This is a genomic window from Rhodococcus sp. NPDC080181, assembly GCF_040702225.1.
GTDB classification, from domain to species: Bacteria; Actinomycetota; Actinomycetes; order Mycobacteriales; family Mycobacteriaceae; genus Rhodococcoides; species Rhodococcoides fascians.
In genome coordinates, this window is the sequence record NZ_JBFBKN010000016.1 from 59,741 (window position 1) to 76,405 (window position 16,665).

The window sequence follows — 16,665 nt, forward strand, 5'->3', positions numbered from 1 at the left end:
AAATCACGATCGATCCACAGCCTTCGTTGGTACTCGATACACCGGCAATCAGTTGTGAGGCCGTGACCTGTGGATAGAAACCGGCACGGGCCCCGATTCTGTGCATCAACCTGTGGATACTGTGGATAACTTTCGTGAGCCAAAGTGACGTAGGTCATAGCTGGGGCCGTCCATCGTCAGGTGGGCACGAGTGGCAGTCGCGATCGCACCCGTGACAAGATCGAGAGGTGTCTCACCCCGAGCAGTCGCCCGCCGTCACCGTAGACCGCCTTCCGGTGCCGTTCCCGGAAGCGGCAGTGCTGCTCGACGTCCGAGAAGACGACGAGTGGCAGGCCGGACACGCACCCGGTGCCGTGCATATCCCGATGGGCGACATTCCGTCCAGAGCAGGCGAAATCGACAACCAGTCCGAGATCTACGTCGTCTGCAAAGCCGGCGGGCGCTCGGCTCGGGTCGTCGAATACCTCAATCGCGTGGGCTACGAGGCCATCAACGTCGAGGGCGGGATGCTCGACTGGCATGCCGCCGGTAGGCCGATCCAGCGCGACGACGATTCGGACGAAGCGAGAATCATCTAGATGTCGGCACCGCAGGGGCGCGCACAGGCGTTCCAGGTCTGCGCCCGCTGCAGCACTCGCTGGGCGGTCGGCGCACGGCCGGGTACGTGGTGCCCCCGCTGCCACGGCGTGCTGCTCTCGCCGGTGTCCGCTCGGGCACCGGCACAGGGCCGCCGCAATTTTCGGTGGGTTGCGCGGCCTGCGTCGTCGAAGGGCAAAGCCGTCGGTCCCGCCCGGGTCGCGGCACCGACCCCCACTCCGCGGTACGACTCGACGCCCACGTGGGGGCTGCGCGACACCCCACGCGACCCCTCAGCACACACGCCCGCCGGCCGCGTCGAGCAGTACGCAGCCAACGCGCAGACGTTCGTCTGGATCACGGCGCTGCTGCTCGGGCTGGCGGCGTTCGCCGAGCTGTTTCGCTACGGAATTCTGCTGTACAACCGCACCCGACTGCTGTCGCCGATCACACTGGCAATTTCCGATGCGCTGGTCTATTTCGCACAGGTCGGCGCGCTCATCGTCGGTCTGCTCGCGCTGATCACGACGTCCTGCTGGCTGATTCGGCAACGCCGGCTGGCCTACGCATCGGTCGGGGCGACCGAACCGCGGTCGGTGCGATGGATGCTGCTGCTCTCGATGCTGCCTTTGGTTCGGATCGTCATGCCCGGGGTGTACCTGACGGAGATCGTGCGCCTCCGAGCCGAAGCCGACGGCGACGTGTACCGCGAGCTCACCTTGATCCGGATCTGGTGGGCCGTCTGGGCGACGAGCAACGCGCTGGTCGTCGTGCAGGTGCTGTGGAGTCTGCGCAACACACTGCAAGCCCGCGCCGACGGCGTTCTGCTCGCCGCCGTCGTGGCGCTCGTGGCTGCAGTTTCCGCGGTGCTGACGCTGGCCGTCATGCGCCGACTCGAGGGCCGCACCCTGCGCGGTTCGGCGCTGTCTCGTCCCACCCGCTGGGTCATCGCACCCAGCGTCGAGCGAAAGACCACGCAGTCCGAGGCCACGCAGTCCGAGACCAAGCAGGCCGAGGCCGAGACCGAGCAGAACGAGACCGATACCGAGCAGACCGGGACCGAGCCGGCCGACGCAGCTCGTGCGGACTCCGGGGCCGAGAAGGACGACCGGGCGGTGACGGTCTCGTGAGCCCGGACCGACGCGGCCCTTTGGTCGTCGCGCACCGAGGTGCATCTGCGGCGAAGAAGGAACACACGCTCGCCGCCTACGATCTCGCGTTGCGGGAGGGAGCGGACGGCGTCGAATGCGACGTCCGGCTCACGAAGGACGGCCGCATCGTGTGCGTGCACGACCGCCGCGTCGACCGAACCTCGAACGGCACCGGAATCGTCAGCGAGATGACCTTCGACGAGCTCGCCCGGTTGAACTACGGCGATGCTGACGAACCCGCCGAACTTCTGACGCTGCACGACCTGATCGCGCTGATTCTGGATTGGACCAGCAAGCCGGTCAAGCTCTTCATCGAAACCAAGCATCCGGTGCGCTTCGGCTCGCTGATCGAGGCCTCGGTGCTGGCCGAGCTGCACCACTTCGGCATCGGAGCGCCTGCCTCGGCGGATCATTCGCGGGCGGTCATCATGTCTTTCGCGCCCTCGGCCGTGTGGCGAGTGCGCCGCTCGGCACCGATGCTTCCGACGGTCCTCCTCGGCGACAGCTCGCACTATCTGGGCGGCGGAGCAGCGACGACCGTCGGTGCCACCGCGGTCGGTCCGTCGATCCGGGCGTTGCGTGAGCACCCGACGCTCGTCGATCGAGCAGCCGCGTCGGGCCGTGCCAGTTACGTGTGGACGGTCGACGAGAAAGAGGACGTGGACCTGTGCCGCGAACTCGGTGTCGGGTGGATCGCGACCAACCATCCCGGACGAACGCGCGCCTGGCTGGAATCGAAGAACGTGTAGGTTTTCTGGCGTGGGTAAGAGCAAAAGAAACAGCGGACCGAAGCAGGACAGCAACCGGGCGGCCAAGCTCGCACAGCGTGAGGCCGAGCGTGCAAGCCTCGAGTCGGGGACGACGCGGCCGTTCGAGGGCCTGGCCGCAGAATGCGACCTGGTGGCGCTGCGCGAATTCGTGCCGTCGGCCACCGCCACCGCGCCGATCACGTCCGGCGGCCGCACCGTCACTCTGGCAACGGTATTGCCGGGAGCCGTCGCCGCTCTGGTACGCGAAGAGGCGGGCACTGTAGAAGGATTCGTCGGCCTGCAGGTGCAGTTGCAGTCGAAAGACGTTGCAGCAGATATCAGTAGCGCGTTGGGCTGGGTCGCCGCCGCTCCCGCAGGTGAGTCGCTCGAAGCTTCGAAGGTGGACGAGAACACCCCCGCATTGACCGATGTCCTCGACCCGTCCGCACTCCTCGAGATCACCGTGCATCAGGATTTCAATTGGTGGATCCCGGAAAGTGCCACTCCCGCAGCCGATGTGGCCGCAACCGTGGAGCGCGCGAATCAGGCGATCATGCCCTCGGCGCGGATCGAGGCGGACGGCGTCGTTGCAGCATGGTGGGTCGATGCCGGCGACAAGGCGCACATCCGGTGGGTTCGCCCGGAGAGCGAGGACGACGTCATGCTCGCCCTCGCACGGTTGCACGCTGCCGGAGACTTGAATCTCGGTGAGGGCTCGCGGTATGCAGGCTCGTTCCGTACGCACGGGTTGCTGGTGCCGGTGTTCGATCTCGATCCGGAGATGCATCCCACCGAATGGGCTGCTCCGACAAAGGAATTCGGGGAGAAGCTGAACGAGGCTCTTGCCGTCGACGCCCCGCTGACGGGAGCGCAGCTGCGCTCGCGGGACGGCCTTCGTGGCCGTCAGGTCACCCTGCGCTGAGCAGTCGAGCTCAACCGAGAGGTGCGGCGGCCCGAAAGTCGGTGCACCGAAACGCACGTCGGGTGGCCGTCGGACAAGGGGCTGCTTGTCCGACGACCACCCGTATGAGCGCGAGATCTCTCGCGTTACTCGTCGATGCGTGTCGCGTGAAGCGAAATTACAGCGATCCGCCGGCGACGGTGGGTGCGCCTGCATCGGCGACGACGCTGGTGTTCATCTCGCGGGCAACGAACTGCTCGAGGTCGAACAGGTTGTGGCCGGCGCGGTCTGCGATGTTGAGCAAGGTCTTCATGCTGGCAACTTCCTCGACCTGCTCCTTGAGGAACCACTGCATGAACTGCTCGCCGAGGTAGTCGCCCTCTTCGCGGGCGGTGCTCGCCAGAGCGATGATCTGCTCGGTGACCGTCTCTTCCTGTGCCAGTGCGAGGGCGATGGCCTCACGCGGGTCCGTGAACACGGACTTCGACGCGTCGACACCGGTCAGTTCGACGGTGATGTCGCGATCGAGGAAGTACTGGACGATCATCATCGCGTGGTTACGCTCTTCGACCGACTGCGCGTAGAAGTGCTTGGCCAGCTGCGGCAGGTCGACATTGGCGAAGTAGACGGCGGTGGCGATGTACTGCTGCGAGGCGTTGAACTCGTTGCGGATCTGGTCGCGAAGAAGTGCGTGGAACTTGGTGTGGTTCGTTTCTTTGATGTCTGCGCTCATGGTGAGGACAATATGCCTGGTCAGAGGGCATTGTCATCCAAGTCGAGCCTTATTGAGGCGAACGTAGCCTAATACAGTCAATCCTAAATGTCGGCTCTGAGCAGGGCGTAAGTTACGCGCTTCCGGCCTCTTTGGGTGCATTGGTGGCGCGGGTCACCGAGCCGAGCTCGCGTGCCACGTACTGCTCGATGTCGAACAGATCCGAACCTGCTCGCCGCACGATGTTGAGCAGGCTCTGCATCGCAGCTACTTCCTCGACCTGTTCGGTGAGGAACCAGTGCATGAATTGCTCCCCGATGTAATCGCCCTCGGCTCTGGCCGCCTGTGCGAGCGCGGTGATCCGATCGGTGACCGCCACCTCCTGCGCCAACGCCAACTCCACCGGTTCGGCGACCGAATCGAACGCGGTCACCACGTCGTCGATACCCGACGCGTCCACCTCGAGTCGGTTGTCGATGAGGAATCGGATCATCATCATGGCGTGCCGACGCTCTTCGGCCGACTGGGCGTAGAAGCGGTGCGCCAACTGCGGAAGATCGTTGCGGTCGAACCAGATCGCGATGGCGAGGTACTGCTGCGAGGCGGTGAACTCGTACCGAACCTGGGCGCGCAGTAGATCGTGAAACGAGGTGGCGGGCTCATGCGACGGCAATGTCATGATCCACAACGTACCGGCCGCACGCCCCCGTCAGGGGCCGCCGGTCAGCAGATCTGCCGGAATTTCCCGATCCTGAGCGATGGCGTCGAAGAATGCCGGTGCCCTGGTGTCGTCCCACACGAGGACGTTGCCGACATCGGAGTCCTGGAAGCCGCCGACCGGCACGGTCGTCGTCACCGGCCCACCGCGCATCGCCCAGGCCAACCCGGCCAGGTTCCAGATGTGGTCTCCGTCGTCGACACTCAACGACGACGCGGTATCGGACACCAACGGCCACAGTTTCAAAGGATTGAGGAAAGTGGAAGCGCTGGTTGCCTTGTCGAGCAGAGCGGACATGAAGGCCCGCTGGTTGTTCATCCGGTCGAGGTCGGCCAATGCGGTCGCGCGGGATCGCACGAAGCCGAGTGCCTCGGAACCGTCGAGATCCTGACAGCCCGCGGGAATGTTGATGCCCGCCAACGGATCGTCGATCGCGTTCTGCACACACACGTTGACTCCGCCGACAGCGTCGACGATTCCGGCGAACCCACCGAAGCCGATCTCGGCGTAGTGATCGATGTGCACTCCCGTCGCGCCTTCGACCGTTTGCACCAGCAGGGACGGCCCGCCGAATGCGAACGCCGCGTTGAGCTTGTCCTCGCCGTTACCCGGAATCGGCACGTACGAATCGCGGGGCAGGCTGACCATCGTCGTCGCCCCGCCGCCCTCGGGGATGTGGATCATGATGATGGTGTCGGTGCGGCTGGGGCCCACCTCGCCGCCGGTCGCGAGAGATGCTTCCTGCTCCGGCGTCAGGCCGGCTCGTGAATCCGATCCGACGAGAAGCCAATTGGTGCCCGGGGTGTCGCCGATCCTGCCGGGGTACGAGGTCAGAGCGTCGACTCGCGTGAGCGAACTGTCGACGTAGTAGACGATGCCGCCGATGCCCAGAACGAGGACGAGCAGGACGATCATGAAGCGACGGCCCCAGCGCCGACGCTTGCGCGGCTTCGCAACCTTGGGGGGACGTGAATCACGTTGTGGCCGAGCTGGTTCCGGTCGGCGTAAGGCGCGCTGCGGAGAAGCCGGTGGCTGCCTGCGCTCGTCGACGTACGGTTCCGGCTGTTGGCGCGGTGCGTACCCGGTGCGCCCGGCCTCGTCCTCGGCAGCGCGGGAGTACTGGCGCGTCGAGTTCGGCGGAACGGAACCGGCAGGGCCGGGTTCGGGTGCCTGCGACCACGCCTGTTGCGGTGGCACCGGGGCACCGTGACGAGGTGCGGCCGGGCGACCGTCGCGCCTGATGAATTCGGTGCCCTCGGGTGCGGGCCCCGGACGGCGAGGGGTCCCTCGCTCCGCGGGAGGTTCCGGGTTGTACCGACGGGGGTTCGGAACCGGCGGCGGACCGGGTCGGTACTGACGTGGTGGCGGCGGTGGCTGTCCAGGGGCCCCACCGGCGCGCCGAGGCGGGGGAGGGGGCTGCTGGCCGGGTGGTCGACGCGGTGGCGGCGGCTGGCTCGGCGGCGGGGTACGCCGATTCGGCGCGCCGTGCCGTCCGTAGCGATCGTCGTCGTTCACGAATCGACTGTACCCATCAGGGCAATCACGCCAGGTGTTCGCGCAGCAGGGCGTAACCGACGAACGCGACGATGTCGATGAGCGCGTGCGCGATCAGTAGTGGCCACAGCCTCCCGGTGCGCTGCCAGTATCGGCCGAACACCAGGCCCATCAGGAAGTTGCCGACGCCGCCGCCCACCCCCTGATAGAAGTGGTAGCTCCCGCGCAGCAGCGAGGAGCACAGCAAGGACTTGTTCTCGCTCAAGCCGAGTCGGCGCAGTCGAGAGATCAGGTAGGCGACGACGATGATCTCCTCGGCACCGGAGTTGGCCAGCGCATACAGAATCAGGGCGGGCACTCGCCACCAGTGGTCGTCGAGCGCGCTGGGTACGACGTTCAGATTGAATCCCAGGGCGTTGCCGACCAGGTAGAGCGCGAGACCCGGCAGCCCGATGAGTGCCGCCAGCCCGACGCCGTGGCCGAGATCGATCTTCAGGCGCGGTTTCGCCAGTCCGATCGCACGCGGTGCCAGATCTGCTCGCCACAGCAGGTACAGCCCCAATGCTCCCCATGCGCACAGGCGCAGGATGCTCAGCAGCTGGAACAGCAGGTCGATGACGCTGAAGCTCGATCGCGAGGAGTTCAGGGCGACCGTCTGATCGGACAGCGCTGCGGTCTGCAGGGCATCCTCGACCAGCGAGAGAATGCTGCTCATGCCACTGAGGCCGAACGTCGCCAGCAGCACGATCGCGATCTCGACCTTGATGGTCGTGCGTTCGCGAGCATCGGGCGGTGGAGCGGCGCTCTCCGGCGGCGGTGGCGTCAACCAGTTCCTGAAGTCGATCACGGCACGAGTGTGCCCTGTTGTGCCTCGCGGCGGCGTCAGCCCCGGGCGCGCAGACCGTTGAGGAACGGGCAACCGGCGAGGACCCGGAGGGCCCGGCTCAGGGAGATCGTGTCGTCGACGGGCGCGGCGAAGCCCAACCGGACGTCGTTGTCGCCGCACTCGCCCTCGATACGCAGACGAATGCCGTAGCGGTCGATGCCCAGCGGACGCACGCGTCCCTGCCGCAGCGACGGTGGGAGGCGTCGGGACAGTTGTGCGAGGAGGTCGGGATGATCGGAGTCGAGGTGCTCGAGCCAGCTCGTTTCCATCTCCCAGAACGGATCGGGCTCGGCTGCCAGCAGCGAGTCGACGTCGACCGGCTCGGCTCCGGTGCTGTCCGCCACCACTGCGGAGCCGACGATCAGACGTACCAGGGAGGTGGTGTGGCCGACGTCGAGCAGGGCCGCGTGGGGATGCTCGGCGGCCACCGCGCCGGCCATCGGGCGCATCAGCGATTCCGGCACCGGGCGCAATTCTCCGCGCAGCCACACCAGTGACCGCACCGGTTCGCGCAGTGCGAGAGGTGCGTGATCGGTGAGTTCGACGACGGCAGGAACGCCGGCGCGGGAGGACTGCCACCTGATCGCGTCGTCGATGGAATCGGTGGGGACGGCCAGAATCATCTCGCCGTTGGGTCGCAGGTGGTGCAGGGACGTCACGACGGGGTCGCTGCCGTCGATCACGAGAGCTGCGCCCTCGGCGCGCATGCAGGCGCTGCGTACGCGCTCGGCGGTGGACGGTCCGGTGGTGGTGGTTGCGCCGAGCATGGGCTCCTCCGATGCGATCGGTACAGTTGAATGGCCAGTAGGTGAGGCATACCTAAGTAATGTGCCCCTAAGTTAGCCGGATGTGGCGGGTATCGCAAGGGCAAGCTGGGACTACCGTGAAGACGTGCCGATTCCGTTGACCCTCGGTGTGCCGCACCGACCAGACCCGAACGCGCTCGTCGCCGGACTGCTGCAGCCGTTCTGCGCCGATGCCCCGGCCGTGCAGGCCGCTCCACGCGCCGCCGAGTACGGCCCGCCCGTCGTGCTGGCCTCGACCCTGCTGACGCTGCCGCCCACCGAGAACCTCGGGCGCATCGTCGTGCGACTCGACATCGACCCGGACAAGCTCCGCGCCTCGAGCGCAGGCAACTACGAAGCCGTCAGATTCGAGGTCGACGCAGTCTCCGAGCATCTCGCCGACGCGCTCGGGTTGCGACTGCCCTCGCCCCTCGTCGTCTTCCCGGTGTTCGACGCGATCGACGTGGCCGAGACCGCAGTGACCATCGTTACCGCTCATCGAACCCCCGGCATCGGTGTCGGCGACACGGCGAGGCGTATCGCCGACGTGCTCGCCGTCGTCTCGCATGCCGATGTCGGTCTGGTCGCCCGCGCCGACACCGGAGACGAGGTGATCGCGATCCTCGCGGCGACGGTGGCGTCGCTGCGCGGAGACGACATCGCGTCGGCTCTGGCCGCGCCGAATGTCGACGCTCTGCGCAAGCTCGTACCCGAGGCCGCCGAGGCCGTGCGGGAGGTACTGCTGGGGGTCGAGATCGCCGACGTCGTCGCCGCCCGCGCCCGGCTGGTCGATGTCGGTTTGATCGCTTCGGGGACGTCGACAACGTAACCTCGAGACGTGCCTCGCATCGCTTACTTCGGCCCATCGGGAACGTTCACGGAGATGGCGCTGGCGCAGTTCGAAACGCTCGGCGCATTCGATGGGGTCGGCCTGGTTGGGGACGTCCAGAGGGTGTCGGCCGCGAGCCCGCCCGCGGCGCTCGAGGCCGTTCGATCCGGTGCCGCCGACGCCGCAGTGGTTCCCATCGAAAGTTCCATCGAGGGGGCCGTGCCGCCGACGCTCGACGCATTGTCCGAAGGACGGCGATTGCAGATCGTCGCCGAGACCGAGATCGAGGTCGCGTTCACCATCGTCGGCGGGCCCGGTGTCACGCTCGACTCGGCCCGCACGATCAGCGCGTACCCCATCGCCCTCAGCCAGGTCCGGCAGTGGTTGCAGGCCACGATGCCCGACGCCGTCGTGCAGTCTGCGACCTCGAATGCCGGTGCAGCAGAAGATGTTGCCGCCGGCGTGGTCGACGCCGCTGTCTCGACACGGTTGGCCGGGGAGCGATTGTCTCTGCCGACGCTGGCCGACGGCATCATCGACGTCGAGGGTGCGCGCACCCGCTTCGTGCTGGTGACTCCGCCGCAGCCGGTGCCCGCCCGCACCGGTGCCGACCGCACCTCGGTGGTGCTGAAGCCGCCGAACGACCCGGGTACGCTGCCGGCAGCGTTGGCGGAGTTCGGAATTCGCAACATCGATCTGACGTTCATCGAATCACGCCCTACCCGTTCGCAATTGGGCACCTACATGTTCTTCGTCGATTGCGCCGGGCATGTGGACGATCCCCTCGTCGCCGAGGCGCTGACCGCGTTCCACCGGAAGATGCCGCTACGGTTCCTCGGATCATGGCCCACAGCAACGACATCGGGAGGTTCGGTGCCGCAACCGATCGACGAGCACGTGCAGTGGTTGTCCGAAATTCGTTCCGGTCGGGGTGATCTGTGATGGGCAAGCTCATTCTCGTTCGGCACGGGCAGACCGTCTCCAACGTCGCGAAGAAGCTGGACACAGCGCCGCCGGGAGCCGAACTCACCGAGCTCGGGCACCGGCAAGCCGAGGCGTACGCGCAGACGCGGCTGGGTAATCCCCCCGCCGTGTTGGTCTCGTCGATTGCGTTGCGCGCCAAGCAGACTGCGGGCTACGTCGAGCGCGGCACCGGAGTGCCCCTCGTCGTGACCGACGGTATCCAGGAGACGTCCGCCGGAGAGCTGGAAGATCGAGACGATCCCGAGGCGCACCGACTGTTCACCGAAATCTTCTACCGGTGGCATACCGGAGATCTGGATGCGGCCGCGCCGGGTGGCGAGAGCGGGCGCGCAGTGTTGGCGCGCTACGTCCCGGTGCTCGACGAGCTGCGTGGACAGTACCTGGGTGACGACACCGCCGGAGACGTCGTCGTCGTGAGCCACGGAGCCGCAATTCGACTGGTCGCGGCGGCCCTCACCGGTGTCGACGGCACCTTCGCCGCCGACAACCATCTCGACAACACCCAGACAATCGAGCTGTTGCCGCTACCCGACGGTGGCTGGGCATGCGCCAAGTGGGGCACGTTCCTGCCGCCGTTCGAGGGCAAGGGCAGCGACAAGGCAGACAACCCGATCAGCTGATCGCTGGATTGCCGATCGCTGGGTTCGTGGTCGCTGGGTCCTTGGCCGACGAGATCAGCTCTGTCAGAGCCGCGGTCACCCGGTGATCCGACGCGCCGGTCAACGAGCTCCACGAACGACCGTCCGCGGCGACAGTGGAGGTGGCGACGATCCGTCCGGCGCGGGTGTCGAACAGGGCCACCGGACGCCCGGCCCCGCGCCGAGTCCCATGCCTGCGGGTCACGGCCGTGATCTCGGTCCTGCCCGCGCACGTGGCCATCGCCGAGGCCAGAGTGAGGGCCCGGTCGTCGGCGATTCCGATGCTACGCAGACGGGAAGCGGTGCCGCCCACGTCGGACGGTGCCGCGTCCAGTGCCTCGGCCAGTAGGTCGGTGGGCGCGTTGACGCTGCCGGGATCGAACGGCGGTGCCGATCCCAGCGACGAGACGAGATCGCGAGCCGTATCCCCGGCGATGACGCGCAGAGTGATGACGTTCTCTCGCCGTACCGCCGACACCGCGATGGTGTCGTCGGATGCGATGCAGATCCGAGTCACGGGAACGGTGTCGCCCTCGAACTGTCGCGCCGAGACGTACCAGCGGGGTTGTTCCAGGACCCGCAGCCAGTGGCGAACGTCCTCGTGGACCGCGGTGCCGTCCCACAGTCCTGCCGCCGCGAGGGCCTGACGGCCGCGGTCGACAGCACGGTCGCGGGCTTTCGCGTCGTCGAAGCGTGGGAAGACGTCGAGCACGACGGGTAGTTCGGCAATCGAGAGTTCGTCGACCAGGAAATCCATCTCGTCGATACCGAGTGCGGCACTCGGCAGTGTGTGGCCCACCGGCACGGTTCCCAAGTCGATCACCGGCCGTTCTCACTGATGTTGTCGAGGGCTGGGTTGTCGAGGGCTGGGTCTGCTCCGATGACCGACGGTGCCACCGTGCGGCCGTCGGCGAAGTGCTCGAACTGTTTGAGGTATTCCGGGGTGTCGTGTTCGTCGTCGTCCTGCGCCCGTGTTCCCGACGCGGGCGCAGCACCAGTTCCGGTTCCGCGCTGAGCGAGACCACCCTCGGCTGCGGTCGGTGCGCCGACCGTGGAAGCAGGACTGCTCTGTACTGCACCCGTGAGTGCCGATCCAGCGCCGAGGGGACTCGACGCCGAACCGGGCATTCCCGGTCCGCCGCCGATGCTGCCGCTGCTTCCGCCCAGTCCGCCGTACGCCACTGGACGGGTGGATGCCGGCCCGACGGCGGGAGATGCCGAACCGCCGGCTGCGAAGGAGTGGCCGATGCCGGTACCGGGTCCACTCGGCGGCGGCGTCGAGACCAGGTTGGATGCCGCGGTGGCCACCGTGGACACGCCCGTTCCGGCGATCGAGGTGGCGGCACTGCCGAGCTGCCCGGCTGCGGCTGCGACGCCGGGGTTCTGCGTCGCGGCCATCAAACTGCCGACCGCAGCCTGAACAGGTGACGTCATCAGCGCACCGTTGGCGAATTTGCCGAGACCACTGCCGGATTCGGACACGATGGCGGGTGCATGATCGAACGTCGTCTTCGCGATCAGGTGCGAGGAGACCAGCTCGAATCCCTCCATGACCATGGCTGCGCGGATGTCGAGCAATCGATCTGCGACCTCGGCTGCCTCGTAACTTCCGTTCAGTGCGCCGCCGGTCGACGCAGCCGTCACCTTGGCAGCTTGCACGGCACCGATCTCGACGAGCGACGGCATGGTGGCCAGTGCGACGCCGTACGAGGTTCCCGCGGCGGGGGCTTCGATCGACAGTGCCGCTGCCTTCAGTGCGGTGGCTCCGGTCCACGTGGTGAACCGGGCGAGGGCGGCCTGCGCGAGGAGGGCCGACTCACCCTCCCAGCCCGCGGTCAGGGCTGTCGTGATGGCGGCGATGCTCACCGAGGCCTCGGTGAAGGCCGCGGCCACCGAACCCCAGGCCCCGCCGGCGACATGTAGAGGCACCGGTCCGGGCCCCAACAGTCGCGTCGAATTCCCTGTCGCAGTTCGTGGTAGCCACACCACACCTGTCACACCGAGCGTCATTGTCCAGCCCCCATGATGTTCGAGCCCCCGTGTCGTTTTCGAAACCGTTGCCGGTCGATGAGTGCGTCAGATGCCGGCGAGCCCCGGCAGGCCTCCGGCGGTGTCGTCGTCGGTCGCCAGGTAGTCCGCGGCCTGTTTGCGCAGTTCCTCGGCGGCCCGGTGTAGCTCCGAAATGCCTTGTGCTGCAGCAGGGCCGAAGGTATCGGCCGCGGTGGCGAAGAAGCGATCGGTCAAGAGCGACACCTCGTCGGTGCCCGGCGGTAGCGGCCGAACAGGAAGAGCCGTCGCAGTGACGGCGGCCTGCAATCGGGCAGCGACCGCATCGAGTTCCGAGGCAGCGAGCTGCAGAGCCACCGGATCGACTTTGATGACGGTCATGAGCACGCTCCCTGCGATCGACGAACTGGGCTGTCGGTAGGTAGGACGCCGCCGTGCCCGGATCGGTTCCATCGATGCCGGAAAGAATTCAGAGAGACTTTTGTGCCACCGAATCCGTCGTCCACAGCGAGCCTCGGCGATGGATCGAGGTGCGCGTCAACGGTGCGACGTCGACCCGCCAGAACGAGCTGACCGGTGCCGCCAGCACCAGCACGACCGCGGCCCTGATCACCGCGGGTGCGGTCACGGCCAGCGTGCGGCCCGGCGTCGAACCGACCTCGTCGAGCCACGTCCGGACGCGAGCGAACAACGCCTCCAGAGATTCACCGCCCGGCGGTGTGAATGCCGGGTCGCCGAGCCAGGCCATCGCGTCGGCGTCGGGCAGATCGGTCATCTCGAGACCGGACCACCGGCCGTACGCGACGTCGGCCAACGCGGGTTCGACGGCGACGTCGCTGCCGAAGATGTCGGCAGTGGATCGGGACCGCAGCTCCGGGCCGCACACCACTCGGTCGGCACGCGGAAAGTCGGTCACCTCGGCGAGTGCGCGCACACCCGCCTCGTCGAGTGGCTCGTCGGCAGGAAAGCGGCCCGAGCGCATCGCATCGGTCCTTGCGTGGCTCACCAACGTCAGGCGGGTCGTAGGCGCAGTCACCGCGTCATTGTGGCATCGGACTGTGTTCTCTCGAGGACAGTGATTGACAGAGAGTCGAACGCGGTGCCACAGTGCGCAGGTAAGACGCGATGTACGCAGGTAATCCGGTGAAAATCCGGAACGGTTGCGCCACTGTGATCGACGTCGGGCAGATGTCCGAATTCGAGAGCCAGAAAACTCGTACATCGCATGGCCGTCCCTTCATCTCCGAAGGGACTACGGGACGCACAATCCCAGGAGGACACCCCCATGGCAATACTTCATGCACCCAGCAACACGACGGAATCGGCGGCCCTCGCCGTCATCGTCGCCGCGACGATACTGCTCGCATTCGTTGTGCTCTACCTCGTCGGATTCGACCAGGGCGCGATCTCGCGTAGTGGCATGTACATGCACGAACTGATGCACGACGGCCGCCACCTGCTGGGCCTGCCATGCCACTGACCGGGACGTTCGTTCAACTGCTGGTGCGAGGTCTGCTCGCCGGTCTCGTCGCGGGACTGCTCGCCGGCGGAGTTGCCTTCGTCATCGGTGAGCCGCACGTCGATTCGGCCATCTCCATCGAAGAAGCAGCAGGCGAGGCACACCACGCCGACTCCGATGCGACTGCTGCGCACTCGCACGGAGACGAGGACGCCCTCGTCAGTCGCGACGGGCAACGCGTCGGACTGTTCCTCGCCACCGGACTCGCCGGACTCGCACTCGGCGCGATCTTCGCCTCGGTACTGCACTATGCCCGACGGTTCAGCTCGCTTCCGGGCTCGATCCTCGCGCTCCTCGGAGCCGGGGCCGGATGGCTGGCAATCGAAGCGGTGCCGTTCTTCAAGTATCCGGCCAACCCACCGGCCGTCGGGGACCCGGAGACGATCACCCAGCGCACCTGGCTGTGGTTGGCGTCGGTGATTCTCGGTCTGCTGGCCGTGGGAGTCGCGATCTACGTGGCGAAGGCGGTGGCGTCGCAGTCGTCGGTGGCGGTTCGCGTCGGTGCTCCGACAGTGGCGTTCCTCGTGATCGTCGGTGTGGGTTATGCACTTCTACCGGGTGTGAACGAAGTGGGTTCGGACTTCCCGGCGACCCTGCTGTGGGAATTCCGACTCTCGTCACTGGCCACGCAGGCAACCCTGTGGCTGGCTCTGGGACTGGGATTCGCGTTCCTGACCGACCGCGCGGTGCGGCCGGTTCGTCGAGAGGCTGTCTCGGCTTAACCCTGTTTTGCCCGCCCCCCAGGTTGGGATCAATGCGCCTTTGTTGCAGTCTGACCGACTGAAACCCACATTGATCCCAACCGGGGGTGGCATTACGGGGGTGGGGGTGGCGATCGGGGGCGAGCGCGATCAGCCGAATCCCAGTTGATGCAGGCGTTCGTCGTCGATGCCGAAGTGATGGCCGATTTCGTGGGCGACGGTGATGGCGATTTCGCGTCGAGCCTCGTGTTCGTCGTCGACCATGTCGAGGATTGGTTTGCGGTAGATCGTGATGACGTCGGGCAAGTGGCCGCTGTATTCGTAGCGTTCGGTCAACGCGATTCCCTCGTACAACCCGAGGATGTCCTCGGTGGGGTGTTCTTCCTCGACGAGGACGACGACGTTGTTCATGAAGTCGGTGAGTTCTCGCGGCAGTGTGTCGAGAGCGTCGGACACCGCTTCCTCGAAGTCGACGCGGGTCATGTGCGTGGGGATGTCAGCCTCCGGTGGTGATCGGAGCAGCACCGGGCAGTGGGGTCGGGAGGGCGCGGCCGTCGGGGGCTGCGGGCGGCGGCACTGGTGCGGCACCGTTGATGAGGATGTCGCCCTTCGCGCTGCCGACGATGGTCGCGAATCCACCGGAGTCGAGTTCCTTGCCCACCGAGCAGGTCACCTGACGGCTGCCGGCGAGCCAGCTCGAGACGTCGATGGTGTCCCAGAACAACGTCAGAGTTTTGTCCCGCAGCGCGTTCTCCGAGCCGAGGTATCCGTTGACGGCGTCGGTGCAGGTCTTCTCCAGATATGCGTCCTGGTCGCCTTCCGACGGATGCCCGCCGGGGAACTGCTGCGTGAGGTTGATCACCGAGGCCACCTCGAACGCGTGGGGAGTCGAGCATTCCACCGGGTCGGCAGGCACGTTCTGGTTGATTCCGATGCACGTGCCCGTCGGCCACACCTTGGACTGGTCCTGGTCGAGGATCGAGCCGGTCATCTCGAGCAGCGCACCGGTGTTCGACGGCATCTGCACACCGCACCGCAGCGTGCGCTCGCCCTTTGCCCATCCGGCCTGGCTGGGGAACATCAGGCCGACGCCGTAGCGGCCGTTGGGGTCGAACTTGGCACCGACGTAGCCGTCGACGGCGGCGGTGCAGTGCTCGTCGCGCAGTTCACCGAAGCGCAGCGCTCCCGGGTACGGCGCGCCGGGGCCGAATTCGATACCGGGGTAGACGCTCATGTCGATGTCGCGGGCCACCTCGAAGCGGTGGGCGTCGGCGCACGGCACTTCGCTGAGGTCCTGACGATCGGTCTCGGGATCGTCGGTGGGCGTCCACTGCAGGCATACGCCCGGGTCGGCGGCACCGAAGGACTTCGCGGACACCGGGCCTGCGGTGGCGGGGCCACTGGCCGTCGAATGCGTGGTGATCTTCTCGGGAGTCGAGAATCCGCCGGACAGGAACACTGTTGCCCCCGCGGCCAGGACTGCACCGACGGCCACCATGGCGAGGCCGCGTCGAGCAGTGGTGGCCGAGAGAGTTCTCCGACTCTCGCTCGTCGTGGGGTCTGGTTCTGTAGCGGACATCGCCCTCCATCATGCCCGAGTATGTTCGGTCGACATGAGCGACCCAACGGGTGACGACGACCTCAGTGAGCTGGCCGGTCGACTGTTCGCAATGGCACGTACCGGTGACGCCGTCGGTCTGGCGAGTTACGTCGACGCCGGAGTTCCGGTGAATCTGCACAACGAGTCGGGGGACACCCTGCTCATGTTGGCCGCCTATCACGGTCATGCCGATGCGGTACGGGTGCTGGTCGAACGCGGTGCCGATGTGAACAAGGCCAACGACAAGGGCCAGAGCCCACTCGCGGGCGCTGTGTTCAAAGGCGAGGACGAGGTGGTGCGGCTGCTCGTCGACGGCGGAGCCGACCCACACGGCGGCCACCCGTCTGCGATCGACGCAGCCACGATGTTCGGACGCGAGGACTACCTGGGCTTGCTCGGCAAGTAAGGTTTGCTC

At 66.7% G+C, this 16,665-nt stretch carries 21 protein-coding genes and 1 riboswitch; of the genes, 10 read left to right on the top strand and 11 right to left on the bottom strand.

The features are described from left to right. Positions 1-275: 275 nt before the first annotated feature. From AB0O58_RS18490 to AB0O58_RS18505, 4 genes are read left to right on the top strand one after another with little or no spacing between them, the layout of a single operon-like run. On the top strand, positions 276-578 hold the full coding sequence (locus AB0O58_RS18490; protein WP_230074781.1) for a rhodanese-like domain-containing protein: 303 nt from the start codon (positions 276-278) through the stop codon (positions 576-578). Continuing rightward, positions 579-1,706: a DUF4328 domain-containing protein gene (locus AB0O58_RS18495; RefSeq protein ID WP_052061653.1), complete on the top strand. Its 1,128-nt coding sequence runs from the start codon at positions 579-581 to the stop codon at positions 1,704-1,706. After that, positions 1,703-2,476 (top strand): glycerophosphodiester phosphodiesterase, encoded by a 774-nt coding sequence (locus AB0O58_RS18500; protein WP_032388116.1) that lies wholly within the window; start codon positions 1,703-1,705, stop codon positions 2,474-2,476. Before AB0O58_RS18495 ends, AB0O58_RS18500 begins: the two co-directional genes overlap by 4 nt. Before the next feature lie 10 nt (positions 2,477-2,486). Further along, complete coding sequence (locus tag AB0O58_RS18505; RefSeq protein ID WP_032401101.1) at positions 2,487-3,398, top strand: DUF5926 family protein; 912 nt, start codon at positions 2,487-2,489, stop codon at positions 3,396-3,398. 157 nt (positions 3,399-3,555) lie between these two features. On the opposite strand, the gene AB0O58_RS18510 is transcribed toward AB0O58_RS18505, so the two are convergent. The 5 genes from AB0O58_RS18510 to AB0O58_RS18530 form a co-directional block, all read right to left on the bottom strand. Continuing rightward, positions 3,556-4,110 carry a ferritin gene (locus AB0O58_RS18510; protein WP_027494851.1) on the bottom strand — a complete coding sequence of 185 codons (555 nt, stop codon included), beginning with the start codon at positions 4,108-4,110 and terminating at the stop codon, positions 3,556-3,558. Between the two features lie 112 nt (positions 4,111-4,222). After that, positions 4,223-4,768: a ferritin gene (locus AB0O58_RS18515; RefSeq protein WP_283549530.1), complete on the bottom strand. Its 546-nt coding sequence runs from the start codon at positions 4,766-4,768 to the stop codon at positions 4,223-4,225. A 30-nt stretch (positions 4,769-4,798) separates the two neighbouring features. Continuing rightward, positions 4,799-6,004: an LCP family protein gene (locus AB0O58_RS18520; protein ID WP_230593541.1), complete on the bottom strand. Its 1,206-nt coding sequence runs from the start codon at positions 6,002-6,004 to the stop codon at positions 4,799-4,801. Between the two features lie 343 nt (positions 6,005-6,347). Beyond that, positions 6,348-7,145, bottom strand: a complete 798-nt coding sequence (locus tag AB0O58_RS18525; RefSeq protein ID WP_366238593.1) for a type II CAAX endopeptidase family protein — start codon at positions 7,143-7,145, stop codon at positions 6,348-6,350. Between the two features lie 38 nt (positions 7,146-7,183). Beyond that, on the bottom strand, positions 7,184-7,954 hold the full coding sequence (locus AB0O58_RS18530) for a DUF2470 domain-containing protein (protein WP_032383014.1): 771 nt from the start codon (positions 7,952-7,954) through the stop codon (positions 7,184-7,186). Between the two features lie 124 nt (positions 7,955-8,078). On the opposite strand from AB0O58_RS18530, the gene AB0O58_RS18535 reads away from it, so the two are divergent. Genes AB0O58_RS18535 through AB0O58_RS18545 form a run of 3 tightly spaced genes read left to right on the top strand, consistent with a single transcriptional unit; the run spans position 8,079 to position 10,405 of the window. Next, positions 8,079-8,801 (top strand): hypothetical protein, encoded by a 723-nt coding sequence (locus AB0O58_RS18535; protein ID WP_032401104.1) that lies wholly within the window; start codon positions 8,079-8,081, stop codon positions 8,799-8,801. A gap of 9 nt (positions 8,802-8,810) precedes the next feature. Next, entirely contained in the window at positions 8,811-9,743 is a 933-nt protein-coding gene (pheA, locus tag AB0O58_RS18540) for a prephenate dehydratase (RefSeq protein ID WP_032374194.1), read from the top strand. Next, the gene (locus tag AB0O58_RS18545) at positions 9,740-10,405 is read left to right on the top strand and encodes a histidine phosphatase family protein (protein WP_032374193.1); all 666 of its coding nucleotides are present in this window, start codon (positions 9,740-9,742) and stop codon (positions 10,403-10,405) included. The genes pheA and AB0O58_RS18545 overlap by 4 nt, the downstream gene beginning before the upstream one ends. On the opposite strand, the gene AB0O58_RS18550 is transcribed toward AB0O58_RS18545, so the two are convergent. From AB0O58_RS18550 to AB0O58_RS18565, 4 genes are all read right to left on the bottom strand, one after another. After that, on the bottom strand, positions 10,398-11,246 hold the full coding sequence (locus tag AB0O58_RS18550; RefSeq protein WP_052061654.1) for an ESX secretion-associated protein EspG: 849 nt from the start codon (positions 11,244-11,246) through the stop codon (positions 10,398-10,400). The genes AB0O58_RS18545 and AB0O58_RS18550 overlap by 8 nt on opposite strands. Beyond that, a complete protein-coding gene (locus AB0O58_RS18555; protein WP_045841513.1) occupies positions 11,243-12,433 on the bottom strand; it encodes a PPE domain-containing protein in 1,191 nt (396 codons plus the stop codon). Before AB0O58_RS18555 ends, AB0O58_RS18550 begins: the two co-directional genes overlap by 4 nt. A gap of 66 nt (positions 12,434-12,499) precedes the next feature. Next, positions 12,500-12,811, bottom strand: a complete 312-nt coding sequence (locus AB0O58_RS18560; RefSeq protein ID WP_027494842.1) for a PE family protein — start codon at positions 12,809-12,811, stop codon at positions 12,500-12,502. Positions 12,812-12,899: 88 nt separating this feature from the next. Then, positions 12,900-13,466, bottom strand: a complete 567-nt coding sequence (locus tag AB0O58_RS18565) for a histidine phosphatase family protein (protein ID WP_032366732.1) — start codon at positions 13,464-13,466, stop codon at positions 12,900-12,902. 64 nt (positions 13,467-13,530) lie between these two features. Beyond that, positions 13,531-13,665, top strand: a riboswitch (cobalamin riboswitch). Between the two features lie 50 nt (positions 13,666-13,715). Between AB0O58_RS18565 and AB0O58_RS18570 the strand changes: the two genes are divergently transcribed. Continuing rightward, positions 13,716-13,910, top strand: coding sequence for a CbtB domain-containing protein (locus AB0O58_RS18570; RefSeq protein ID WP_027494840.1), 195 nt, complete (start codon positions 13,716-13,718; stop codon positions 13,908-13,910). After that, positions 13,901-14,671 carry a CbtA family protein gene (locus AB0O58_RS18575; protein ID WP_032366733.1) on the top strand — a complete coding sequence of 257 codons (771 nt, stop codon included), beginning with the start codon at positions 13,901-13,903 and terminating at the stop codon, positions 14,669-14,671. The genes AB0O58_RS18570 and AB0O58_RS18575 overlap by 10 nt, the downstream gene beginning before the upstream one ends. 129 nt (positions 14,672-14,800) lie before the next feature. Here AB0O58_RS18575 and AB0O58_RS18580 read toward each other — a convergent pair whose 3' ends face one another. Then, complete coding sequence (locus AB0O58_RS18580; protein ID WP_027494838.1) at positions 14,801-15,133, bottom strand: metallopeptidase family protein; 333 nt, start codon at positions 15,131-15,133, stop codon at positions 14,801-14,803. Positions 15,134-15,146: 13 nt separating this feature from the next. Next, positions 15,147-16,229, bottom strand: coding sequence for a septum formation family protein (locus AB0O58_RS18585; protein WP_032366734.1), 1,083 nt, complete (start codon positions 16,227-16,229; stop codon positions 15,147-15,149). Between the two features lie 34 nt (positions 16,230-16,263). Here AB0O58_RS18585 and AB0O58_RS18590 point away from each other — a divergent pair, with 34 nt between their 5' ends. Beyond that, positions 16,264-16,656 carry an ankyrin repeat domain-containing protein gene (locus AB0O58_RS18590; RefSeq protein WP_032366735.1) on the top strand — a complete coding sequence of 131 codons (393 nt, stop codon included), beginning with the start codon at positions 16,264-16,266 and terminating at the stop codon, positions 16,654-16,656. Positions 16,657-16,665 lie beyond the last annotated feature (9 nt).

Excerpts from the sequence above, each read along its gene's own strand:
- AB0O58_RS18495 (WP_052061653.1), top strand. The coding sequence starts at position 579 with ATGTCGGCACCGCAGGGGCGCGCACAGGCGTTCCAGGTCTGCGCCCGC.
- AB0O58_RS18510 (WP_027494851.1), bottom strand. The coding sequence starts at position 4,110 with ATGAGCGCAGACATCAAAGAAACGAACCACACCAAGTTCCACGCACTT.
- AB0O58_RS18515 (WP_283549530.1), bottom strand. The coding sequence starts at position 4,768 with ATGACATTGCCGTCGCATGAGCCCGCCACCTCGTTTCACGATCTACTG.
- AB0O58_RS18530 (WP_032383014.1), bottom strand. The coding sequence starts at position 7,954 with ATGCTCGGCGCAACCACCACCACCGGACCGTCCACCGCCGAGCGCGTA.
- AB0O58_RS18555 (WP_045841513.1), bottom strand. The coding sequence starts at position 12,433 with ATGACGCTCGGTGTGACAGGTGTGGTGTGGCTACCACGAACTGCGACA.
- AB0O58_RS18560 (WP_027494842.1), bottom strand. The coding sequence starts at position 12,811 with ATGACCGTCATCAAAGTCGATCCGGTGGCTCTGCAGCTCGCTGCCTCG.
- AB0O58_RS18570 (WP_027494840.1), top strand. The coding sequence starts at position 13,716 with ATGGCAATACTTCATGCACCCAGCAACACGACGGAATCGGCGGCCCTC.
- AB0O58_RS18575 (WP_032366733.1), top strand. The coding sequence starts at position 13,901 with ATGCCACTGACCGGGACGTTCGTTCAACTGCTGGTGCGAGGTCTGCTC.
- AB0O58_RS18580 (WP_027494838.1), bottom strand. The coding sequence starts at position 15,133 with ATGACCCGCGTCGACTTCGAGGAAGCGGTGTCCGACGCTCTCGACACA.
- AB0O58_RS18585 (WP_032366734.1), bottom strand. The coding sequence starts at position 16,229 with ATGTCCGCTACAGAACCAGACCCCACGACGAGCGAGAGTCGGAGAACT.
- AB0O58_RS18590 (WP_032366735.1), top strand. The coding sequence starts at position 16,264 with ATGAGCGACCCAACGGGTGACGACGACCTCAGTGAGCTGGCCGGTCGA.